The sequence below is a fragment of the Novosphingobium aerophilum genome (assembly GCF_014230305.1).
GTDB classification, from domain to species: Bacteria; Pseudomonadota; Alphaproteobacteria; order Sphingomonadales; family Sphingomonadaceae; genus Novosphingobium; species Novosphingobium aerophilum.
In genome coordinates this window covers 36,882-58,691 of record NZ_JACLAU010000021.1, presented here as the reverse complement: position 1 = coordinate 58,691, position 21,810 = coordinate 36,882, and the positions used below count along the sequence as shown (strand labels likewise).

Here is a 21,810-nt window from a genome sequence, read left to right as displayed (position 1 = left end):
GTGAGTTCCTTTGCGTTGAAGGAACTCCACGGTCGGCAGGCGACGCCGCCCTGCCTAAAGCCTGATCAATACTACGCTACGCCACCCCAAGCGACCCTCCCGCGCAGCGGGTTCGTGCTCTGGTCGAAAACAGCCAATACCCCGGAGCGCGAGGGCGATGGCCCTCGCATTTTCAGCTTCATGCTCTTCGCGCTAACAGGCCCTCCCCCGGCCCCTCCCGCCAGCGGGAGGGGAGTTTGTGGGCAGCCCTCGCTGCGCTGGGCTGGCTTTATTCTTCGCCCATCCTCAGCGCCGCGATAAACGCCTCCTGCGGGATCTGCACCGAGCCGTACTCGCGCATCCGGGCCTTGCCCTTCTTCTGCTTTTCCAGCAGCTTCTTCTTGCGGGTGATGTCGCCGCCATAGCACTTGGCGGTCACGTCCTTGCGCAGCGCGGCGATGGTTTCGCGGGCGATCACCTTGCCGCCGATCGCTGCCTGGATCGGGATCTTGAACAGGTGGCGCGGGATCAGGTCCTTCAGCCGTTCGCACATGTGGCGGCCGCGGTCCTCGGCGACCGAGCGGTGGACGATCATGGAGAGCGCGTCGACCGGCTCGGCGTTGACGAGGATGCTCATCTTGACGAGGTCGCCCTCGCGCAGGCCGATCTGCTCGTAGTCGAAGCTGGCATAGCCGCGGCTGATGCTCTTCAGGCGGTCGTAGAAATCGAACACCACCTCGTTCAGCGGCAGCTCGTACTGCACCTGGGCGCGGCCGCCGACGTAGGTGAGGCCGGTCTGGATGCCGCGGCGGTCCTGGCAGAGCTTCAGGATGGAGCCGAGGTATTCGTCCGGCGTGTAGATCGTCGCCTTGATCCAAGGTTCGTCGATCTGCTCGATCCGGCTGGGATCGGGATAGTCGGCCGGGTTGTGCAGGTAGATCTCGCGCGCGTCGTCGGTGCGGCTGGCGCGGAGCTGGATGCGGTAGACCACGCTGGGGGCCGTGGTGATCAGGTCCAGGTCGTATTCGCGGCTGAGGCGTTCCTGGATGATTTCCAGGTGGAGCAGGCCGAGGAAGCCGGCGCGGAAGCCGAAGCCCAGGGCGGCGCTGCTTTCCATCTCGAAGCTGAAGCTGGCATCGTTGAGGCGCAGCTTGGCGATGGATTCGCGCAGCTTCTCGAAGTCCGCCGCGTCGACCGGGAACAGGCCGCAGAACACCACCGGCTGGACTTCCTTGAAGCCCGGGCAGGGCTCGAGCGCGCCGTTCTTGACCGTGGTGATGGTGTCACCCACGCGGGCCTGGGCCACTTCCTTGATCTGCGCGGTGATGAAGCCGATCTCGCCCGGGCCCAGTTCGGGCAGGTCGATCCGCTTGGGGGTGAAGCAGCCGACGCGGTCGATCAGGTGTTCGGTGCCGCCGGCCATGAACTTGACCGAGAGGCCCTTTTTGATCGTGCCGTCGATCACGCGGACGAGGATGACCACGCCCAGGTAGGGATCGTACCAGCTATCGACCAGCATGGCCTTGAGCGGCGCGCCGGCATCGCCCTTGGGCGGGGGGATCTTGGTGACGACGGCTTCCAGCACCTCCTCGATGCCGATGCCGCTCTTGGCGCTGGCGAGGACGGCCTCGCTGGCGTCGAGGCCGATGACCTCCTCGATCTCGTGGCGGACCTTTTCCGGTTCGGCGGCGGGGAGGTCGATCTTGTTGATGACGGGGACGATCTCGTGATCGTGCTCGATCGACTGGTAGACGTTGGCGAGGGTCTGCGCCTCGACCCCCTGCGCCGCGTCGACCACCAGCAGCGCGCCCTCGCAGGCGGCCAGGCTGCGGCTGACCTCGTAGGCGAAGTCGACGTGGCCGGGCGTGTCCATCAGGTTCAGCTCGTAGGTCTCGCCGTCCTTCGCGGTGTAGTTCAGGCGGACCGTCTGGGCCTTGATGGTGATCCCGCGCTCTTTCTCAATGTCCATGTTATCAAGGACTTGCGCGCTCATCTCGCGCTCGGTCAGCCCGCCCGTGTACTGGATCAGGCGGTCGGCCAGGGTCGACTTGCCATGGTCGATATGGGCGATGATGGAGAAGTTGCGGATCTTGGCCAGGTCGGTCATCCCGGCCCGTTAGCAGCGCAAGGGGGCGCTGTCATCCGTGCGTTCGGGCGGGTTCAGGCGGCGCGGCCGCTGCGCGATGCGTCGACGGTGCCGAAGCGGGGCAGGCTGACCTGGGCTCCGGCGTTGAGCTGGACCACCGGACCCTGCGCCTGTCCGCTCGGCATGCCCATCGCGGCCAGGACATAGGGCGCGACCCGGTGCCGGGTGCAGAGCCCGCCCGCGCCATCATCGACCAGCGGCGTTTCGAACTCCAGCCCCTGGGTGGCGCCTTCCGAGCGCCGCACCTTGGCCACGGCCAATTGCCCCTCGCCCAGATCGAGCACGAACTCGGTGCCGACGGGAACATCGATCAGCCCCTCGATCCCCGCCCCGGTGCGCGACAGGTTGCGCATCATCACCTCGTAGCGGTGATCGTCGTGGATCACCCCCACCCGGCGCAGCACGGTCCGGCGTTCGGCACGTTGCTTGGCGGGGCCTTTCGGCTCGATCACCCAGGCCCCGCTGGCGAGCGCTTCGGAGACCTCCGCCACGGGCCGTGCGGGCGAGTAGATGTAGCCCTGGATCTGGTCGACCCCCAGCTCCCGCATCAGCGCCAGCTCGTCGCGCGCCTCGATGCCCTCGGCCGTGGTGACCATGTCGAGCGCCTTGGCCAGGCTGACGATCGCGGTGATGATCGCCGGATTGCGGCTGCCCGGAACGGTGACGTCGCGGATGAAGCCCTTGTCGATCTTGATCTTGTCGAACGGCGCCTTCTTCAGATAGCCGAGCGACGAGTAGCCGGTGCCGAAATCATCCAGCGCCAGCCGCACGCCCAGCCGCTTGAGCGCGGCGAAGTTCTGCTCGGTGGTCTCGTCGTCGTTGACGAAGATCGATTCGGTCAGCTCGATCTCAAGCCGCTCGGGTGTGATGCCGGACTGCGCGAGGGCCTGGGTGACACTGGCGATGAAGTTGGCATGGGCGAACTGGGCCGGCGAGACGTTGACCGCCACGCGGATGTTACCGGGCCAGGTCATCGCATCGCTGCAGGCCTGACGCAGCGCCCATTCGCCCAGGGCGATGATCAGGCTGGTTTCCTCGGCGATCGGAATGAACACCGCCGGAGAAACGTCGCCAAACTCGGGGTGATTCCAGCGCATCAGCGCTTCAACGCCGATCACCGTGTCGGTGGTGGTGGACACGATCGGCTGGTAGTTCAGCCGGATCTGGTCATTGATCAGCGCGTCCCGAAGGTCCTCTTCCAGGCGGCGCCGCTTCTCCGCGCTCTCGTGCAGCTCGCTCGAGTAGAACCGGAACTGCCCGCGCCCACCGCCCTTGGCCGCATAGAGCGCAAGATCGGCGCTGCGGATCAGCTCCTCGCTGCTGCCGCCGTCGAACGGTGAAATGGCAATCCCCACCGAAGTGCCGATGACGCACCGGCTGCCTTCGATCGAATAGGGTTGCGAGATGATCGAAATGATCCGCTTGGCCATCTCGCCGAGCTTGCCGCGATCCTCAACGTTGGGGAGGATGATCTGGAACTCGTCGCCGCCCAGACGCCCGATCTCGGCCGTCTTGTCACAGACCCGTTGCAGCCGCTGCGCAACCTGCTTGAGCAGCTCGTCGCCGGCCGGGTGGCCCAGCGTATCGTTGACCTGCTTGAACCGGTCGAGGTCGATCATCATCACTGCGCAGCAGCGCTGGGCCGCGGCATAGGCCTGCAGGATCGCAACGAGCCGCTGGCCCATGCGGTGACGATTGTAGAGCCCGGTCAGCGAATCGTACTTCACCAGCCGCGAGGCATCGCGCTGGCTGCGCAGCCGTTCGGTCGCGTCCACCCCGCTGCCCCGATAGCCGAGGAAGTTGTTCTGCGAATCGAACTGGGGCCGCCCGGTGATAGTCCAGCACTGCTCGGTCGTGCCATGGGCCGGACGCACCGGCAGCTCCGAAAAGCTTTTGTTGCCGCTCAGGATCAGGGGCAGCGTCCGCGCCCGTGCATCGCTTTCATCGCGCTCGATCGTGAACAGCGCGTGGAAGGGCGTGCCCAGCAGTTCCGAGCGCTCGCGTCCCAGGGCCACGGCAACGCTGTCCGAGATGTAAGTGATGCCGCCGCTGGGATCGGTCGACCAGAACCAGCCCTGCCCCGACGCCTCGTAGTCGCGCAGCAACAGCAGCGCCTGCTGTTCTTCGCCGACCGCTTCGATGCGCGGCGGCGGGAGCGGGGCCGGCGCCTGCCTGCGCAGCAAATCACCGATCCGTTTCACCACCGGGTCCCAGCCTCATTCGCAAGACGCAACCATCTGCATCATGTGTGTGGGGTCTAACGAAAAGTGGTGAACAACAACCTAATACGCCGAGCCCACAGGTCTCAACCGAAGCGGTGCGAGGCCTGGCGCGGCACGCCCGGCGGAGGAGCCGGGAGCGGACGGGCAGCGGCTTCTTCCAGCCGGACCGGGGAAAGGAACTCCATGCCCACCCGTTCCTCCTCGCACCACCGGGCAATCGCCTTCACGGACTGCCCCTCTCCCAGCCGCACGGTGAAGATCGTGCCTTCCGGGACGTTCCAGAGCCCTTCGATCAGGGCCCCGGTCTCGGACATGTTGCGCACCGTGGCATCGTAGACGTGGCCATCGTGCTCCATCACCACCCGTCGCAGCACCGTCTTGCGGAGGGAACGGGTGGAACGCGGACCACTGGCGGTGATCTTGACCCCGTCGGCCACCCGCTCGCGCGCTTCGGCGGCGGTCAGCGGCTGGTCGTAGACATAGCCCTGGATGTGGCTGCAACCGAGGCCGCGCACCAGGTCGAGCTCGTCGAGCGTCTCGACCCCTTCGGCCGTGGTCTCCATGCCCAGCGCCTCGGCGAGGCGGACGATCGAGGCGATGATCGCCGCATTGGCGCTGCCCTTGGCCGTGGCGCCGCGGACGAACGACTGGTCGATCTTGATCTTGTTGAACGGCGCCTTCTGCAGATAGCCGAGCGAGGAATAGCCGGTGCCGAAATCGTCCAGCGCCAGCCGCACGCCGACCCGCTTCAGCGCCACGAACATGGCATCGGTGCCCTCGTCGTCGTTGAGGAACACGCTTTCGGTGATTTCCAGCTCGAGCTGGTCGGGCGAGACCCCGGCCGAAGCGATGGCGCTCGTCACGATCGCCGGCAGGGCGGGATTGGCGAACTGAAGCGGCGAAACGTTCACCGCCACCCGGACGTTGCGCGGCCACCGGGAAAGATCATGGCAGGCCGTACGCAAGGCCCATTCGCCGATCTGCGCGATGATCCCGGCGTCCTCGGCGATCGGCACGAACTTGGCCGGGCTGAGCCAGCCGCGGGTCGGGTGCTTCCAGCGGAGCAGGGCCTCGAAGCCCGACACGGTCTCGGACGCGGTATGGACGATCGGCTGGTAGAACAACTGCAACCCGCCCGAAGACAGGGCATCGCGCAGGTCCTGTTCAAGCTGGCGGCGCTCTTCCGCATCGGAGTGGAGATCGGCCGCATAGAAGTGGTGACGCCCGCGACCGCCGTCCTTGGCGGCATAGAGCGCCAGGTCGGCATTGCGGATGATCGCCTCGGAAGTGACCCCGTCCTCGGGGGCCATGGCGATGCCCACCGAAGCCCCGATCATCACCCGGTGCCCTTCGATGCTGTAGGGCTCGGACAGGGCGTGAATGATCCGCTCAGCCAGGCCGGCCAGCTTGTCGCGACCATGATGTCCCGGGATCAGCACCTGGAATTCGTCGCCGCCGAGCCGCCCGACGCGGCCCCGCTCTTCCACGACCCGCTCAAGCCGATGCGCGACCTGCTTCAACAGCGCATCGCCGGCCGGATGGCCCAGGGTATCGTTGACCTGCTTGAACCGGTCGAGGTCCAACAGCAGCACTGCGCACGAGCGATGCTCCGCAGCCCGGGCATTGAGGATCTTTTCCAGCGACTTCGACATCTGCAGCCGGTTGGCGAGACCGGTCAGCGAATCGTAATGGGCCAGGCGGCTGGCCTGCTCTTCCGATCGCTTACGCTCGGTCAGGTCGCTGCCCGAGCCGCGGAAGCCCTGGAAATTGTCGAAATCATCATAGACCGGCAAGCCATTGACCGACCACCAGCGTTCTTCCTGGTCCGGGGTGGCGGCGCGCAGGCGCAGGTCCTGGAACGAGGACCGGGCGTTGAGATGGAAATGCAGGGTCCGCTGGCTCTCGCCATCGTGGCCATCGTAGACGAACAGCTCGGTGAACGGCCGGCCGAGCAGCTCCGCTCCGGTGCGTCCGACGATCTCTCCGATCGTCGGCGAAACATAGGTGATCAGGCCGCGCCGGTCGGTTTCCCAGAACCAGCCCTGACGGGTCAGTTCGTAGTCCGACAGGATCAGCTCAGCCCGCTGTTGCGCCCGCTCGACCTGTTCCAGCTGGGCCTGGGCCTGGCGACTGAACTCGAGCTGGCGGATCGAGATGTAGACGCCCACCCCCGCGCCGATGACCAGCGCCAGCATGGTTGCCTCTTCCAGCGTCACCACGGCATGGGCAAACCACAGCGCCAGCAAGGCGCTCACCATGGTGGGCAGGCGGCCCGAGCAGAGAATGCAGGCGAGCGTGCCGATCATCACCAGGGTGGCAGGCGCGGTGTCCCAGCCGCGAATGGGCTGGTGCGTGATCCACAGCGACATGGCGAGGCCGAACAGGAACATCGGCAGGACAACGATGATCCCGACCGGAATCCAGCGAGCCGCCCCCCGCCACCCGCGCGTCCGCTCGAACCGTCCGAGCAGTGGCGCGGTCATGGCCAGCACCGCCGCCACGATCGCGCAGATCCCGCTGACAAAGGGCGGCAGCGAGCGCGAGGCTGAGCCGTTCACCAGCACCGCCATCAGCATAGCCGGGGCCATGACCCACCATTCCTGGGGGATCGCATAGCGGGGAAGATAGCGGTGCGTGCGCACGCGGGCCGTGGTCGCGCGATTGCGCGCGCCGGCGGCTGCGGAGCCGTCGACGGGAGGGGTCGGTTCAGGCGGGATCGACTGGGACTGGGACCGCGTTCGCCTCATGCGCCCATCTGCGTCGGCGGCGCTTGCGAAAGGGTTAAACCCGGCAACTGTGAAAGACAGTTTTTCCCTTGCGCCCGGCCGCGAATGAAGGTTGCCTGCACCGGCGGGAGGAGAGGTGGAGAACCCCATGCGCAAGATCGCGATCATCGGTTCCGGCCCGGCCGGCTACTACACCGCCGAGGCGGCGCTCCGCCAGTGGGGGGACAGCGTCGAGATCGACGTGTTTGACCGCCTGCCCGTTCCCTTCGGACTGATCCGCAGCGGAGTGGCACCCGATCACCAGTCGATCAAGGCTGTCGCACGGCGCTTCGAGGCCGTGGCCCTGACAGACCGGGTGCGTTTCCTTGGCAATGTGGCGATCGGCCAGGACGTTTCGGTGGCCGAGCTGCGCGATCTTTACCACGCCGTGGTGCTGGCCACGGGCGCGCCGCATGACCGGCCGCTCGACCTGCCCGGGGATGACCTGTCGAACGTCTTCGGCAGCGCCGCCTTTGTCGGCTGGTACAATGGCCATCCGCAGTTCACCGATCTTTCCCCCGATCTGTCAGGCGCCACCGCCGTGGTGATCGGCAACGGCAACGTCGCGCTCGATGTCGCCCGCATCCTGACCAAGACCGAGGCCGAGTTCGCCGGGAGCGATATTGTCGACCATGCGCTCGAGGCGCTGAAGCTTTCCGGCATTCGCCGGGTCGTTGTGCTGGGTCGGCGCGGCCCGCACCAGATCGCGATGACCCCGAAGGAACTGGGCGAACTGGTCCACCTCAGCCGCGCCTATCCCCGGGTCGATCGCGCCGACCTGCCCCCGGAAGATGACGACATCCTGCTCGAACCCGGGATCCGCAAGTCGGTGGCGCATCTGCGCGCCTTCGCCGCCATTCCCGAAAGCGAGCGGGCCGACCGGCCAATCGATATAGAGTTCGATTTCTTCGCCGCGCCGCGGCGGCTGGTCGGGACCGACGGCAGGGTGTCCGCGCTCGAGGTCGAACGAACCCGGGTCGACAAGGGTCGCGCAATCGGCACCGGGGAAACCTATCGCATTCCGGCCGGTCTCGTCATCTCGTGCATCGGCTACCAGACCTCGCCGATCGACGGCGTGCCGTTCGACCAGCGCGCCGGACGGTTCGCCAATGATGGCGGGCGCATTCTCGATGGGCTCTACTGCGTCGGCTGGGCCCGGCGCGGCCCATCCGGCACGATCGGGACCAACCGGCCCGACGGATACGAGGTGGTCGAAACCATGGCCGCGGACCAACCGTCAGCAGGGTCGCGCCCCGGTGGCGTCGGGTTCGACCGGCTGGCCGCAGCACGCGGTCTGGACGTCGTCCGGTTCCAGGACTGGCAGAAGATCGATGCCGCCGAAATTGCCCAGGCCCGGGACGGCGCCCCGCGCGAGAAATTCGTCACTCTTGAAGCCATGCTTGCGGCGGCCGGGCGGGATTGAGCCCGCCCGGAAAGCCTTCCCGCGCGTCCGGGAAGCGTCGCAGCAGAACAGCCGTTCCGGTCAAGCCGGGCGACGGCCCCCGATCACACGCGCATCGGCATCAGCACATAAAGCGCCGGTGAGCGCTCGGTCTGGCGGATCAGGGTGGGCGCTCCGGCGTCGGCCAGATGCAGCTCCACCGTGTCACCGTCGATCTGGCTGAGGATGTCCTTCAGGTAATTGGCGTTAAAGCCGATCTCCAGACCGCTGGCCTTGTAGTCGGCGGGCAGCTCCTCGGCCGCCGTGCCGTTGTCGGGCGAGGTCACGGACAGGGTCACGCGATCGTTGTCGAGCGCGATCTTCACGGCGCGGGTCTTTTCGGTGGCAATGGTCGCCACACGGTCCACGCCTTCGTAGAAGCTGCGTGGGTCGAGCTTCAGCAGCTTGTCGTTGCCGGTCGGGATCACGCGGTTGTAGTCGGGGAAGGTGCCGTCGATCAGCTTGCTGGTCAGCACCACGCCGTTCTCGCCGCCCAGGGTGAAGCGCACCTTCGAGGCCGACAGATCGACCAGGACGTTGGTGTCGAGCGCTTCCTCCAGCAGCTTGCGCAGTTCAGCGACGCATTTGCGCGGGACAATCACGTCCGGCATGCCTTCGGCCCCATCCGGGCGCGGCAGGGTGAACCGGGCCAGCCTGTGGCCGTCGGTCGCCGCCGCCTTCAGCTCGTCCTCGGCCACGTGGAGGAAGATCCCGTTCAGGTAGTAGCGGGTTTCCTCGGTCGAGATCGCGAAGCGGGTGCGGTCGATCAGTTCGGCCAGGGTGCGCGCGGGGATTTCGAAGCTGGTCGGCAGATCGCCCTCGACGATCACCGGGAAATCGTCGCGCGGCAGGGTCGGCAACGAGAACCGGCTGCGCCCGGCCTTGACCGCCATGCGGTTGTCGGCGGTTTCCAGGCTGACCTGCGATCCGTCCGGCAGCTTGCGCGCGATGTCGAACAGCAAGTGCGCCGATACGGTGATGGCACCGGCGGTCTCGACATTGACCGCGCTCATCGTCTCGACCACCTGAAGGTCAAGGTCGGTCGCCATGACCTTGACCGCCCCTGCGCCCGATGCCTCGATCAGGACATTCGACAGGATCGGGATGGTGTTGCGGCGTTCGACGACGGATTGGACGTGCGACAGGCACTTGAGCAGCGTCGCGCGTTCGATGGTAGCCTTCATGTCGCTCTCGTGTCCCCCTTGGGCAGGCCGGATGCGGAATCGGCCATTTCCATCAAGATTTCGGACCACCTGTCTTAACGCGGCGGCCCCGCGCGGCAAGCGCCAAGCCGGTCCGCCGCGCGGGAACTGGGGATAAATGGCCGGTTGGCGGGGCTTTCGCCCCCGGCCTGACCCAAAGGCCTTGTCCGCGGCCCTTCCTCTGGCCGGCGGAGCTCAGAGCATGGCCATGCCGCCATTGACGTGCAGCGTCTGTCCGGTGATGTACCCGGCCTCCTTGGAGGCGAGGAAGGCGACTGCTGCGGCAATGTCCTCGCCCTCGCCCATCCGTCCCATCGGGATGCGCCCGTTGAGCGCTTCCTTCTGGGCATCGGGCAGGACATCGGTCATCGCGGTGCGGATGAAGCCCGGTGCCACGCAGTTGACGGTGATGTTGCGGGTCGCCAGCTCTTGCGCGAGGCTTTTCGACATGGCGACCAGCCCGCCCTTGGCCGCGGCATAATTGACCTGCCCGGGATTGCCGGTCGTGCCGACCACCGAGGTGATGGTGATGATCCGGCCGAAGCGGGCCTTCATCATCGGCTTGGTCGCGGCGCGCATCAGGCGGAAGGCCGCTTCCAGGTTCACGCGGATCACCGCATCCCATTCCTCGTCCTTCATCCGCATGGCGAGGTTGTCGCGGGTGATCCCGGCGTTGTTGACCAGGATGTCGATCTTGCCGAGCGATTCCAGCGCCGCCGGAACCAGCTTCTCGACCTGCTCGGCATCGGACAGGTCGCAAGCGATCGCCACGTGATCCACCTCTTGCAGGTGCTGCGGGGTGTGTTCGTCCAACTCGTCGCGGAAAGCGCGCAGCTTGGCCTGATTGGACCCGGAAATCGCCAACCGCGCCCCCTGGGCGGCCAGCGCCCGCGCAATGGACGAACCGATCCCGCCCGAGGCGCCGGTGACGAGGGCGGTCATGCCGTGAAGGTCGAACATGTCGTATGGGCTCCGTTTTTTTGGGTTCGCGCAAAGGCACAAAGGCGCAAAGGCATCAAGAGGCTGCGCGATGATCATTGACCAGGCGCCTGATCGCTTCGCGCATCGTTTCACCGGAAAAATTCAGAAGCAGCCCTAAGGGCTGCTTCAGCAGTGGCAAGTAGGTCAACAGTTGCTTGGCATGCACTGGCAGAAGCTTTTCCACCGCCTTGATCTCGATCGGAAAACAGTCCTCCACCAGAAGGTCGACTCGAAACGCCCCGGGAAAGTGCAACCCATCGAAGTGCACATCAACCGCGACTTGCCGGACAACATGGAATCCGCGCCGAGCCAGGGCGGCCGCAAGTACCATCTCGTAAACCGATTCAAGCAACCCGGGGCCGAGTTCGCGATGAATGTGGATCGCACAGTCTACAGCAGCGCGAGCGATTGCTTCCCTGTCCGGCACGCACAACTCCTTGGCGCCTTTGCGCCTTTGCGCGAACCCTGAGTGGAACCGGGAGGTGAACCGCCCCCTCCCTTGTTAAAGCCCCTTAGCCAGCTCCTCGATATCGGCCATGGTCACCACGCTGGTCACGGCCACCTCAGGGCCGGCGCTGCGGGTGATCATCGGGCCCAGCACCTTGCCGCCCAGTTCGACGAACTGCGCCACTCCGGCATCGCGCAGCGCGATCGCGCTTTCGCGCCAGCGGACGCGGCCGGTCACCTGATCGACCAGCAGCTGCTGCACCTCGGCGGGATCGCTCGCCACGGCGGCGGTCACGTTGGCGAACACCGGAATGCGCAGCGCGCCCGGACGGGTGCGGTCGAGCGCCTCGGCCATGGCGTCGGCGGCGGGTTGCATCAGCGGGCAGTGGAACGGGGCCGAGACCGGCAGCAGCACACCGCGCTTGATCCCGTGGTCCTTGACCAGCGCGATCGCCCGCTCGATCGCCTCGCGGTGGCCCGAGATCACCACCTGGGTCGGGTCGTTGTCATTGGCGACGGTGCAGACCTGCCCCTCGGCCGCGGCTTCGGCCAGCGCGGTGGCCTTGTCGATATCCGCGCCGAGCAGCGCGGCCATCGCGCCGACGCCCACCGGCACCGCCGCCTGCATCGCCTGGCCCCGCAGCTTGAGCAGCCGCGCGGTGTCGGCCAGGCTGAAGGCCCCGGCGGCACACAGCGCGGTGTATTCGCCCAGCGAGTGACCGGCGACGTAGTCGGCCTTGTCGGCCAGGGCGATCCCGCCTTCCTTCTCCAGCACCCGCAGCACGGCGATGGCGTGGGCCATGATCGCGGGCTGGGCGTTCTCGGTCAGGGTGAGCTGGTCCTCCGGCCCTTCGGCCATGATCCGGAACAGCTTCTGGCCCAGCGCGTCGTCCACCTCCTCGAACACCTCACGCGCGGCGGCGCTGGCTGCGGCGAGCTCCACACCCATGCCGACCTTCTGGCTGCCCTGCCCCGGGAACACGAACGCGCGCATCGAAAACTCCTCATCCGCAGCCCCTCCCGCCGGCGGGAGGGGGTCAAGTGGGCCGCCCCTTAGGGGTGGTCTGCCTTATTCCGCAAGCCCGAACGGCACGATCCGGTTGGCCGCGTCGTGCCCGATATCGGCCCGCCCCAGATAGGGCAGGCCGTGCCGTTCGCACCAGAACCGGGCGATCTCCTCGGGTTCGGCGCCAAAGGGCCGGTCGTTCTCGGGCACGTCCGAGACCCGCCCTAGCCGCAGCCCGGCGATCCCGCCAAGGTGGGCCGTGGCGTGAAAGAACAGGCGGTCGATCGCATAGAGATGCTCGGACACCTCCTCCACCATCACCACATGCCCGGCCAGCCCCGGCATCAGCGGCGTGCCGCAGAGCATGGCCAGCGTGGTGAGATTGAACGCGACCCGCGGATGGCGCCCGTCGCGCGCGGGTTCCTCGCCCGAGCGGTCGCCACCGAACCAGGCGAGCACCCGGCGCACCGCATCCTCTCCACCCTCGCGGCGCAGGTCGATCGGCATCGGGGCGTGGACCGGGCGGCCGATCCCGGCGCGGTAAAGCCCGCCCAACAGGTAGCCGCCGTCGGAATAGCCGAGATAGGCCTTGCGCCGGGCCGCTGGCCCGAGCCGCGCGATCGCCGCCTGGGCGATCCGGTTCGAACCATAGCCGCCGCGCGCGAACCACACCGCGTCGAAGCCAGGATCATTGGCGCATTCGACAAAGGCCGCCAGCCGCTGATCATCCGGCCCAGCGAAGTGCCCGGCCACGGCATGGCATTGCTCATGAAACTCCAGCTCCACCCCGGGATAGTCGGCGGCCAGGGCCTGGACCCGCGCGGCATCCTCGCGGGTAAAGGGTGTGGCGGGAGCGCAGATGGCGACGCGGACCGGCATGGCTGCGGCCTATCACCTCGCCGGTCCGGTTCCTACCCTGGCCCGCGCGATCCTGTGGACCGCTGTCACGCGCCCGCGCGAACCCGGTTGCCTCGCCCGGCCTGCGCGCATACCGCAGCACCATGAGCACGGCCGACGATCTGACCGCCCACCCCTGGTTCTTCTGCGGCATCGGTGGATCGGGGATGCTGCCGCTGGCGCTGATCCTGCGCGGGCTGGGCGCCGAAGTGGCCGGATCGGACCGCAGCCGCGACCAGGGCCGCACGCCCGAAAAGTTCACCTGGCTGGAACGCCTGGGCTTCACCCTGTTTCCGCAGGACGGCAGCGGGATCGTCTCGGCCGCCCAGACCCTCGTCGCCTCGGCCGCGGTGGAGGACAGCGTGCCCGAAGTGGTGCGCGCCCGCGCCCTGGGTTGCGCACGGATGTCACGCGCGGAACTGCTCGCCCGCCTGTTCAACGCCGCCCCGGCCTCGATCGCGGTGGGCGGCACCAGCGGCAAGTCGACTGTCACCGGAATGATCGGCTGGATCATGACCCAGACCGGGCGCGACCCGACGATCATGAACGGGGCGGTGATGAAGAACTTCGTCGCGCCCGATGCGCCGTTCGCCTCGGCCCGGGTCGGCAGCGGCGGGCTGTTCGTGTCGGAGGTCGACGAGAGCGATGGCTCGATCGCGCTCTACCGGCCGAGCGTGGCCGTGCTCGGCAATGTCAGCCTGGACCACAAGAGCCTGGACGAACTGCGCGCGCTCTTCGGGGATTTCCGGGCCCGGGCCGGAGTGGCCGTGGTGAACCTGGACGATCCGGAGACGGCAGCTCTCGCCAGCCGGGCGCAGACCTGCGTGACGTTCGGCATCACCAGCCCGGACGCCGATCTGGGCGTGCTGTCGCTGACCGAGGCGCCGACAGCGCTGGCGGCCGAACTGATCGACCGGCGCGACGGCACGCGCCACGCCCTGGCGCTGCGCGTGCCCGGCCGCCACAATCTGGCCAATGCCCTGGCCGCGATCGCCGCCACCAGCGCCGCGGGCGTGCCCGTGGCGGCGGCGGTGGAGGCGCTCGGGTCGTTCGCCGGTCTCGCCCGCCGCTTCGACGTGGTCGGGACCAGCGCCTCGGGGGTGACCGTGATCGACGATTTCGGCCACAACCCGGACAAGGTCGCCGCGACCCTGGCCACGCTGAAGGCCCACCCCGGCCGGGTGATCGCCTTCTTCCAGCCCCATGGCTACGGTCCGCTGCGGCAGATGGGGCACGAACTCGCGCAGGTTCTGGCGACCCGGCTTGGCCCCGAGGACCGCGTGGTGATCTGCGATCCGGTCTACTTCGGCGGCACCGTGGACCGTTCGATGGGTAGCGAAGTCTTGGCGGAGCTGGTTAATGCGGCGGGCGGACAGGCCGCGTATTGGCCTGCACGCGAGGCATGCGGAGAGCACATCCGCGCCCTTGCCCAGCCCGGCGATCGCGTGGTCATCATGGGGGCACGCGACGATACGCTGAGTCTTTTCGCGCGGGACCTGCTCGCCCGCCTTTAAATTCCCGCGCCCCTGCCGTCTTACCGTGGGTGGTTAATGGGCCACGGGAGACAAGACCATGTATCTCGATCACGCCCCCGATGCGGTTCCTCCGGTGACTCCGGTCGCCTACATGCCGCGTCGTGCCGAGCGCATCGCCTTCGACATGCTCGTGCGCTATTCGTGGCGCGGGCAGCGTGGCACCACGCTGGTCAAGGACCTGACCCGGTTCGGCGCCCGGATCGAAGGCATTTCCGGCCTGCGCAAGGAAGACTGGCTCACCCTGCTGCTGCCGGACGTGCAGCCGATCGATGCCGAGATCGCCTGGGTTGCCGGGACGAGCGCCGGCCTCGCCTTCGACAGCGCCGTGCCGCTGGAGGCCTTCGACAGCCTGGTCCGCAACTTCGCCACGGGTGGCTATCCGCCGCCGGGCGGCTTTTCCGCCGCAGCCTGATCGGCACGCCCGCGGGCGCTGTTGCGCCACGGCCAAGCCAATATCGCCGGTGACCGGCCCTGGGCGGCCTGAACACATTTCAATGGCTGGTTCCGCCCGAAGTCGGACCTTTGTTTCCTCCCCGGTACGGGGAGGGGGACCACCGAAGGTGGTGGAGGGGCACTCTCATTGGGGCACGGCAGCTGGCCAAGGCGGGGTGCCCCTCCACCATCCTGCGGATGGTCCCCCTCCCCCGGTGGGGGAGGATCTGAAAACGTCCGCTCCCCACCCAACCCGGCCGCTGCGCCAACCGCCGAGGGCGCTCGCGCGGTCTAAAGCCGGACCTTGCCCTGGACGAACGCCCGCGCTGCCCCGCGCGCCAGCTCGCGGTCGGACTGGAGGGGCGCCGTGTCGTGGATTTCGCGGGTCTTGACCAGCACCTGATGCGGCAAGGGCTCGTCGAATTCCAACCCGCACTGGTTTCCGTCGATCCAGGCGACGATCCCGAAGGCCTCGAACTGGGTCCACTGGATGATCGCCTGCTGTTTCAGGCGCAGCCGCGGCAGATGTCCGCTCACCCGGGCGCCATTGCGCGACAGGTCGGCCATCACCATGCGCACCGTGCCATCCAGCGTGATCAACTGGGCTTCCAGACGCACGCGCAGGCGGGCTTCGCGCCTGCGGCCGATGGCGGCCTGGTGATCCGGCCCAAGATGCGAGTTGGCGTTCATGTCAAACCTTAAAGGCGAATTTACAGTGCCGCCCTTAATCGGGTGTAACCGCTCCCACCGGCAGATCACCGGGACAGCGGTTAACGCGAAATGCGCCATGGCGGCTTGCGCCTGCCATGCACAGCTCCCGGCGGTGCAAGGCTGCCGACGGCGCTTGCATTTGCCGGGCTTTTCGCTAAGGGGCGCAGCTTCCGTCCGATCGCAGGGTCAGGCGGAAGCGAAGAAAGCCGGAGGGGCCCCGCAATCCCGCGGATCAGCCAGCGATCGGTTAGACAGATAAGGAAGCTGCCGTGCCGCTTTATGAGCACGTGTTCCTGGCGCGCCAGGACCTGAGCCAGTCGCAAGTCGACGCGCTCGCCGCCACCGCGACGGAAATCGTCGAATCCAATGGCGGCAAGGTCACCAAGACCGAAACCTGGGGCCTGAAGAGCCTGGCCTACAAGATCAAGCGCAACCGCAAGGCGCACTTCGTTCTGCTGAACGTCGAAGCCCCGGCCGGCGTGATCGCCGAGCTGGAACGCCAGACCCAGATCAACGAAGACGTGATCCGCTACATGTCGGTCCGCGTTGACGAGCACGAGGCCGGCCCGTCCGTCCAGATGCGCAAGAACGACCGCGAGCGCAGCCGTCGCCGCGAACGCGAGGAGGCTTGATCCATGGCTCGTCCGTTTTTCCGTCGCCGCAAGTCGTGCCCCTTCTCGGGCAAGAACGCGCCGAAGATCGATTACAAGGACATCCGCCTGCTGCAGGGCTTCATGTCCGAACGGGGCAAGATCGTCCCCAGCCGCATCACCGCCGTTTCGGCGAAGAAGCAGCGTGAGCTGAGCCAGGCGATCAAGCGCGCCAGGCACCTCGGCCTCCTGCCCTACCTCGTGAAGTAAGGGGAGCGAGATCATGGAAATCATCCTCCTCGAGCGCATCGAGAAGCTCGGCACCATCGGCGACGTCGTCAACGTCAAGGATGGCTACGCCCGCAACTTCCTGCTGCCCAACAAGAAGGCGCTGCGCGCCAACGAAGCCAACCGCAAGGTCTTCGAAGCCAACCGCGCCAAGATCGAGGCCGACAACGCCGCCCGCCGCACGGATGCCGAAGCGCATTCGAAGAACGTGGAAGGCAAGCAGGTCGTCCTGATCCGCGCCGCTTCGAACGCCGGCCAGCTTTATGGCTCGGTCTCGGTGCGTGACATCGTCGATGCCCTGAACGCCGATGGCGCCAAGGTCAGCAAGGCGATGATCGTGCTGGAGCGTCCGATCAAGACCATCGGCGTGTTCGACGTCCGCGTCGCGCTGCACCCGGAAGTCTCGGTCGGCGTCAAGGTGAACGTCGCCCGTTCGCCCGACGAAGCCGAACTGCAGGCCCAGGGCGTCAACGTGATCGACGCCATGTTCGAGACCGAGACCGCAGGCTTCACCGAAGCTTACGATCCGAATGCCGAGCCGGGCGAAATCCCGGCCGACCTGCTCGACCAGCCGGAAGGCGAAGCCGAGGCCTGATCGGCCAGGCGGTTCGCTGGAACCCGACAAGAGCCCTCGTCCTTCGGGACGGGGGCTTTTTCGTTTGGCGATTGGGTCGGTTGCAAACGCGACGGTCGAGCCCCCTCTCCGCTGCGACTGGCCCCGCCTGCGGCAGGGCCAGTCTCGCTCCCCTCCCTGTTGGGGAGGGGCAGGGCCAGTCTCGCTCCCCTCCCCGTCCTTCGACAAGCTCAGAATGAGCGGAGGGAGGGGCTGGGGGTGGGGGTTCCGGGCTTGTAGGTTACAATCGACCCAATCGCCTTTCGTTTGGCGGGAGCCGCCGGGGACGATCCCCGCGGCCGGTTGGGCGATGCAAGGGTCCGGAGCGCGACCTGCGGCCCGTGCGGCCCCTTCGGCAGAGCGGCTGAGCGGGGCATCGCCCCGCGCGCGGAACGGGCCGCCCCTTGTAAACCGCTCTGCAAACACCCAAATAGGCATCACCACCCCTTTTGTCCTGCACAAGGGTGGCTGAGAGACAGCGCGCTCCCGCAATGGCTGGAGCATTCCGATGGACCTCAATCATCTCCTTTATCAGCACCAGCGTGCGATGATGCGATCGCGCGACGCCGCGGGCGTGCTCAACCCGGGGGCCTTCGGCCTTGTCCGGCATTACCAGACGCGGATTGACCGCTTTCAAGCCCTGATGGGCGTCTCGTCCCGCCCGGCCTGGTGCACACCGATCGGCGCGGCATCGTGAACCGCGCCACATGGACCACCCGCGCCGGCAGGGTGGCGCTGGTCGGCTTCGATCACACCGCATGCCGTGAGGGCCATCGTCGTGCCGCAGCGTTCAGCCTGGCGTTCCTGTTGCTGGGCGGGCGCCGGGCCGCCAACCTCTACCTCGATACCCTGCACCCCGGACTGGCCTCGCTGCCGCGACAGCGCGCCGGAGGATCGGCCCTGGGGCTGATCGAGGTGTCCCGCAAGCTGAGGCGGGATGCCATGATGCACTTTCCGTCCGGATCGCCCGCGTGACCGCCCCCCACAAGGCCGCCGCCACCCGCACCCCCTCGAGACCCTGGACCGAGCCGATGGAAGCCCGACTGACGCGCGCGATGAACCTGGACCTGCCCGAGCAGGCCGTGATCGACGGCTGCCGTCGCAAGGGCATCACCATCAGCGCGCTCGAGACGCTGCCAGCGGGTGGGACTCATCTTGTCTGCGTCACCATCGAGGGCGCCGATCTGGCCCGCGACCTGTTCAAGCAGGCGATCATTGCCGGCCGCGTGCGCCGGTCATCATTTCAGCGGATCGACACGACCCGGCTGCGCTAGACCCATTTCGCGAGCGAGCCCGGCGAGGACCGTGGCCGAGGATGCCGGCTTGAACACCACCGGCAGGTTCGGAAGCCGGCCGGCAAGGCCCGTGGGCAAGCCGGTGCCGGAATAGACGATCATGGGGATGCCCCGGTCGGCCAGGCGCAGTGCCACCGGGGTTACCTCGCCATCGGGCAAGGTGCCGTCCAGGATTGCGCCGTCGATCCCGTGACGGTCGAGCATGACCAAGGCATCGCCCACCGTGGCGCAGGACCCGACCACGTGCCCACCCTGTTCAACAACGGTTTGCGCCAGGTCCAGGGCAATCAGGTACTCGTCCTCGACGATCAGGATGTTCTGGGCGAGAAACATGGGCGTGCTCCCGGCATCGAGCGGGAGCACAAGGGTCTCTCAGTCATCGAAAGCTCAGGGCTGGTTCGGTGATACCTCTAACAACGGGCCAGCGGCCCAATGTTCCCGCAGCCCCGCGAAACATCCCGGGCCCGAAACCGCCGGACTTGCCCTGCCGTGGAATGGTCGCGACCCAGGTCGCGCTGCAGGGGTATTCGGGGGTGGCCCGTCAGGCGACGCGATCAGGCCCTATGCGGCGTTGTCATGCTGCAACACCACCCGCGTGCCCGGGTGGGCGGCATGGACCTCGACACGGGCTTTCAGTTGCCGGGCCAGGGCATCGATGATGCCCGTGCCCAGACCGGGCTCGGCATGGGCCGGCATTCCCCGGCCATTGTCCTCTACCGCCAGGGTCCATCCGGCAGGGGTCGAGGTGAAACGGACATCGATCTTTCCCTCGTCGTGATCATCGGCGAAGGCATGCTTCAGGGCATTGATCACCAGCTCCGTGACGATCAAGCCGATACTGACCGACTCCTCTGCCGTCGCCACGGTGTCATCGATCGACGTGGTAATGGTCAGCCGGTCCGGCCGGGCGATCATCGACGCCGCAATGCTGCCGCACAGATCCCTCAGGTAAGTGCCCAGCGGCACACCCTCCGCGCCCGAGGTGGTCAACTGGCGCTGCATCTTGGCGATGGCCATGACCCGCTGGTGCGCATCGTTGAGATGAGTCCGCGCCTCGGCCGAATTGACGTTGCGGGCTCCCAGCATCAGGACACTTGCGATGATCTGGAGACTGTTGGCAACCCGGTGCTGGAGTTCCTGCAGCAGGATCTGCTTTTCGCGAACCAGGGTGTCTTTCTGTTCTTCCATCCGGCGCGCGTCGGTGACGTTGTTCACGGCCAGCAAAAGGCTGAGTCCATCGTCCTGACCCATGTCGAGCCGTTGGGCATTCAGGATCAGATGCTGCACCTGGCCATTGTGGACCATGTCCAGTTCATAGGCGTCGATCGCCGCGTTCCCCGACAAGGTCGCGTCCAGCAACGATTTGAGCCGGGCCAGGTCCCACTCCCCCGAACCGAGTGACAGCAGCGCTTTTCCGGTGACCTCCGCGGGCTCGAGATCGAACATCCGGCAGAACGTTCCGCTTGCCGCCCGGACCACGAAAGCACCGTCCAGCAGGACCAAGGGCGTGCTGGACGCAAGGACGATGGCCAAACCCAAGCCACCTGCGCTGGCGGAGGGGTTCTGCGAGCAGAGTGTCACGGTCTGGACTCCTTCAAGCCATGAGGCTGCCGGATCCTTGCCAAACTCAAAAAAGAGTTATGCTTCAGCGGCAAGGAGCAGGAGTCGCGAAGCGGGGTAGCCGAAAGCCTATCAGTTGCCGGCGGCTGTGACCAACGATATCGGCCCGGCGCGCCTGTCGCGCGGCCTGGTCGGCACATGCGGTGCCGTGCTGCATTTGCCTTGTCACAAAACCTGCGTTACCTGTGGCCATGCAAAACCCAGATACGATCATCGCCGAACTCGTCCGGCTCCATGACGAGGCCGTTGCCACGCTCCGCGCCGATATCGCCGCTTTTGTCGAGCAGGGCACCCTCCCCCCGCCCGAGCGTCGCACCACCCACGCCTGGTGCTACCCCGAGCTGCGCGTCCATTACACCGGGCAGGAGACCCGCCCCGACCTGGCCCGCGCCTTCGGGCGGCTGAGCGCCAGCGGCACCTATGGCTGCACCGTCACCCGTCCGGCGATCTTCGCCGATTACCTGACGGAGCAGCTCGAACTGCTAAACGCCGATTACGAGGTGGAGCTCGAGGTCGTCCGCTCGACCCAGGAGATCCCCTTCCCCTACGTGATCGACGCCAGCTCCGGGCTCGGCGGGGTGTCCCCGGTCGAGCTGGCGCGGTTCTTCCCGACCACCGAGCTGGCCATGATCGGCGACGAGCTGGCTGATGGTATCGACGTGTCGATGCCCGACGCGCCGATGCCGCTGGCCCTGTTCGACGGGCTGCGCACCGATTTCAGCCTGGCCCGGCTGGCGCACTACACCGGAACCAGCCCGGAGCACTTCCAGCGCTACATCCTGTTCACCAACTATCACCGCTATGTCGATGAGTTCGTCGACTGGGCGGGTCAGCAACTGGGCCAGGGCGACTATGTCGCGCTGGCCGGTGCCGGTGGGCTCTATCTGGATGCCCCGACCGACAATGCCCGCGAACGGATGTCGGACACCGCCTGGCGCCGTCACCAGATGCCGGCCTATCACCTGATCGCCCCGGATCGCGGCGGGATCACCCTGGTCAACATCGGGGTGGGCCCGTCCAACGCCAAGACAATCTGCGATCACCTCGCCGTGCTGCGGCCCGAGGCCTGGCTGATGATCGGCCATTGCGGCGGCCTGCGCGATACGCAGAAGATCGGCGACTACGTGCTGGCCCACGCCTACCTGCGTGACGATCATGTCCTCGACGACGTGCTCCCGCCCGAGATCCCGGTGCCGGCGATCGCCGAGGTCCAGGTCGCCCTCGCCCATGCCGCCGAGATGGTCAGTGGTGACACCGGCGCGAACCTCAAGAAGCGCATGCGCACCGGCACCGTGGTGACGACCGACGATCGCAACTGGGAACTGCGCTATACCCAGTCGGCCCGCCGCCTCTCGCTCTCGCGCGCGGTGGGGATCGACATGGAAAGCGCCACCATCGCCGCCCAGGGCTATCGCTTCCGCGTCCCCTACGGCACGCTGCTGTGCGTCTCGGACAAGCCGCTCCATGGCGAGATCAAGCTGCCCGGCCAGGCCAACCGCTTCTACGAGGAGGCGATCGGCGCCCACCTCAAGATCGGCACCACCGCCTGCGCCCTGCTCAAGGCCGAGGGGGCGCGGCTCCATTCGCGCAAGCTGCGGGCGTTTAACGAACCGCCGTTCCGGTAAGGGCACCAGGGCAGC

The 21,810-nt window shown here is 67.0% G+C and carries 21 protein-coding genes; 10 read left to right on the top strand and 11 right to left on the bottom strand.

The window, feature by feature from the left end; translation table 11 throughout:
* Nucleotides 1-268 precede the first annotated feature (268 nt).
* From lepA to H7F49_RS12685, 3 genes are all read right to left on the bottom strand, one after another.
* Complete coding sequence (lepA, locus tag H7F49_RS12695) at nucleotides 269-2,086, bottom strand: translation elongation factor 4 (protein ID WP_185683971.1); 1,818 nt, start codon at nucleotides 2,084-2,086, stop codon at nucleotides 269-271.
* Nucleotides 2,087-2,139: 53 nt separating this feature from the next.
* Nucleotides 2,140-4,326 carry an EAL domain-containing protein gene (locus H7F49_RS12690; protein ID WP_328806726.1) on the bottom strand — a complete coding sequence of 729 codons (2,187 nt, stop codon included), beginning with the start codon at nucleotides 4,324-4,326 and terminating at the stop codon, nucleotides 2,140-2,142.
* A gap of 104 nt (nucleotides 4,327-4,430) precedes the next feature.
* Nucleotides 4,431-7,094, bottom strand: coding sequence for an EAL domain-containing protein (locus H7F49_RS12685; RefSeq protein ID WP_235982132.1), 2,664 nt, complete (start codon nucleotides 7,092-7,094; stop codon nucleotides 4,431-4,433).
* A 127-nt stretch (nucleotides 7,095-7,221) separates the two neighbouring features.
* Between H7F49_RS12685 and H7F49_RS12680 the strand changes: the two genes are divergently transcribed.
* On the top strand, nucleotides 7,222-8,535 hold the full coding sequence (locus H7F49_RS12680) for an FAD-dependent oxidoreductase (RefSeq protein WP_185683969.1): 1,314 nt from the start codon (nucleotides 7,222-7,224) through the stop codon (nucleotides 8,533-8,535).
* Nucleotides 8,536-8,618: 83 nt separating this feature from the next.
* Here the strand turns inward: H7F49_RS12680 and dnaN are convergent, their stop codons facing one another.
* The 5 genes from dnaN to H7F49_RS12655 form a co-directional block, all read right to left on the bottom strand.
* Nucleotides 8,619-9,737 carry a DNA polymerase III subunit beta gene (gene dnaN, locus H7F49_RS12675; protein WP_185683968.1) on the bottom strand — a complete coding sequence of 373 codons (1,119 nt, stop codon included), beginning with the start codon at nucleotides 9,735-9,737 and terminating at the stop codon, nucleotides 8,619-8,621.
* 213 nt (nucleotides 9,738-9,950) lie between these two features.
* On the bottom strand, nucleotides 9,951-10,715 hold the full coding sequence (gene fabG / locus H7F49_RS12670; protein WP_185683967.1) for a 3-oxoacyl-[acyl-carrier-protein] reductase: 765 nt from the start codon (nucleotides 10,713-10,715) through the stop codon (nucleotides 9,951-9,953).
* Nucleotides 10,716-10,770: 55 nt separating this feature from the next.
* Complete coding sequence (locus H7F49_RS12665; protein WP_185683966.1) at nucleotides 10,771-11,163, bottom strand: GxxExxY protein; 393 nt, start codon at nucleotides 11,161-11,163, stop codon at nucleotides 10,771-10,773.
* 75 nt (nucleotides 11,164-11,238) lie between these two features.
* Nucleotides 11,239-12,177: an ACP S-malonyltransferase gene (fabD, locus tag H7F49_RS12660; RefSeq protein WP_185683965.1), complete on the bottom strand. Its 939-nt coding sequence runs from the start codon at nucleotides 12,175-12,177 to the stop codon at nucleotides 11,239-11,241.
* Nucleotides 12,178-12,252: 75 nt separating this feature from the next.
* Entirely contained in the window at nucleotides 12,253-13,068 is an 816-nt protein-coding gene (locus tag H7F49_RS12655) for an LD-carboxypeptidase (RefSeq protein WP_185683964.1), read from the bottom strand.
* A 122-nt stretch (nucleotides 13,069-13,190) separates the two neighbouring features.
* Here H7F49_RS12655 and H7F49_RS12650 point away from each other — a divergent pair, with 122 nt between their 5' ends.
* Nucleotides 13,191-14,600, top strand: coding sequence for a glutamate ligase domain-containing protein (locus H7F49_RS12650; protein WP_185683963.1), 1,410 nt, complete (start codon nucleotides 13,191-13,193; stop codon nucleotides 14,598-14,600).
* 58 nt (nucleotides 14,601-14,658) lie between these two features.
* Nucleotides 14,659-15,033, top strand: a complete 375-nt coding sequence (locus H7F49_RS12645) for a hypothetical protein (protein ID WP_185683962.1) — start codon at nucleotides 14,659-14,661, stop codon at nucleotides 15,031-15,033.
* 311 nt (nucleotides 15,034-15,344) lie between these two features.
* Here the strand turns inward: H7F49_RS12645 and H7F49_RS12640 are convergent, their stop codons facing one another.
* The gene (locus H7F49_RS12640) at nucleotides 15,345-15,743 is read right to left on the bottom strand and encodes a PilZ domain-containing protein (protein ID WP_185683961.1); all 399 of its coding nucleotides are present in this window, start codon (nucleotides 15,741-15,743) and stop codon (nucleotides 15,345-15,347) included.
* Nucleotides 15,744-16,033: 290 nt separating this feature from the next.
* Between H7F49_RS12640 and rpsF the strand changes: the two genes are divergently transcribed.
* The 6 genes from rpsF (at nucleotide 16,034) to H7F49_RS12610 (ending at nucleotide 18,529) form a co-directional block, all read left to right on the top strand.
* On the top strand, nucleotides 16,034-16,396 hold the full coding sequence (gene rpsF, locus H7F49_RS12635; protein ID WP_185683960.1) for a 30S ribosomal protein S6: 363 nt from the start codon (nucleotides 16,034-16,036) through the stop codon (nucleotides 16,394-16,396).
* 3 nt (nucleotides 16,397-16,399) lie between these two features.
* The gene (rpsR, locus tag H7F49_RS12630; RefSeq protein ID WP_185678815.1) at nucleotides 16,400-16,624 is read left to right on the top strand and encodes a 30S ribosomal protein S18; all 225 of its coding nucleotides are present in this window, start codon (nucleotides 16,400-16,402) and stop codon (nucleotides 16,622-16,624) included.
* Between the two features lie 13 nt (nucleotides 16,625-16,637).
* Entirely contained in the window at nucleotides 16,638-17,237 is a 600-nt protein-coding gene (gene rplI, locus H7F49_RS12625; RefSeq protein ID WP_185683959.1) for a 50S ribosomal protein L9, read from the top strand.
* Nucleotides 17,238-17,763: 526 nt separating this feature from the next.
* Nucleotides 17,764-17,952, top strand: coding sequence for a hypothetical protein (locus H7F49_RS12620; protein WP_185683958.1), 189 nt, complete (start codon nucleotides 17,764-17,766; stop codon nucleotides 17,950-17,952).
* Nucleotides 17,925-18,230, top strand: coding sequence for a hypothetical protein (locus H7F49_RS12615; RefSeq protein ID WP_185686436.1), 306 nt, complete (start codon nucleotides 17,925-17,927; stop codon nucleotides 18,228-18,230). Before H7F49_RS12620 ends, H7F49_RS12615 begins: the two co-directional genes overlap by 28 nt.
* Nucleotides 18,227-18,529, top strand: coding sequence for a hypothetical protein (locus H7F49_RS12610; protein ID WP_235982131.1), 303 nt, complete (start codon nucleotides 18,227-18,229; stop codon nucleotides 18,527-18,529). Before H7F49_RS12615 ends, H7F49_RS12610 begins: the two co-directional genes overlap by 4 nt.
* Here H7F49_RS12610 and H7F49_RS12605 read toward each other — a convergent pair.
* Nucleotides 18,494-18,883, bottom strand: coding sequence for a response regulator (locus H7F49_RS12605; RefSeq protein WP_185683956.1), 390 nt, complete (start codon nucleotides 18,881-18,883; stop codon nucleotides 18,494-18,496). The two genes, H7F49_RS12610 and H7F49_RS12605, sit on opposite strands and share 36 nt — an antisense overlap.
* A 228-nt stretch (nucleotides 18,884-19,111) precedes the next feature.
* Entirely contained in the window at nucleotides 19,112-20,131 is a 1,020-nt protein-coding gene (locus tag H7F49_RS12600) for a sensor histidine kinase (protein ID WP_328806720.1), read from the bottom strand.
* A 230-nt stretch (nucleotides 20,132-20,361) separates the two neighbouring features.
* Here H7F49_RS12600 and H7F49_RS12595 point away from each other — a divergent pair, with 230 nt between their 5' ends.
* The gene (locus tag H7F49_RS12595) at nucleotides 20,362-21,795 is read left to right on the top strand and encodes an AMP nucleosidase (protein ID WP_185683955.1); all 1,434 of its coding nucleotides are present in this window, start codon (nucleotides 20,362-20,364) and stop codon (nucleotides 21,793-21,795) included.
* Nucleotides 21,796-21,810: the final 15 nt, after the last annotated feature.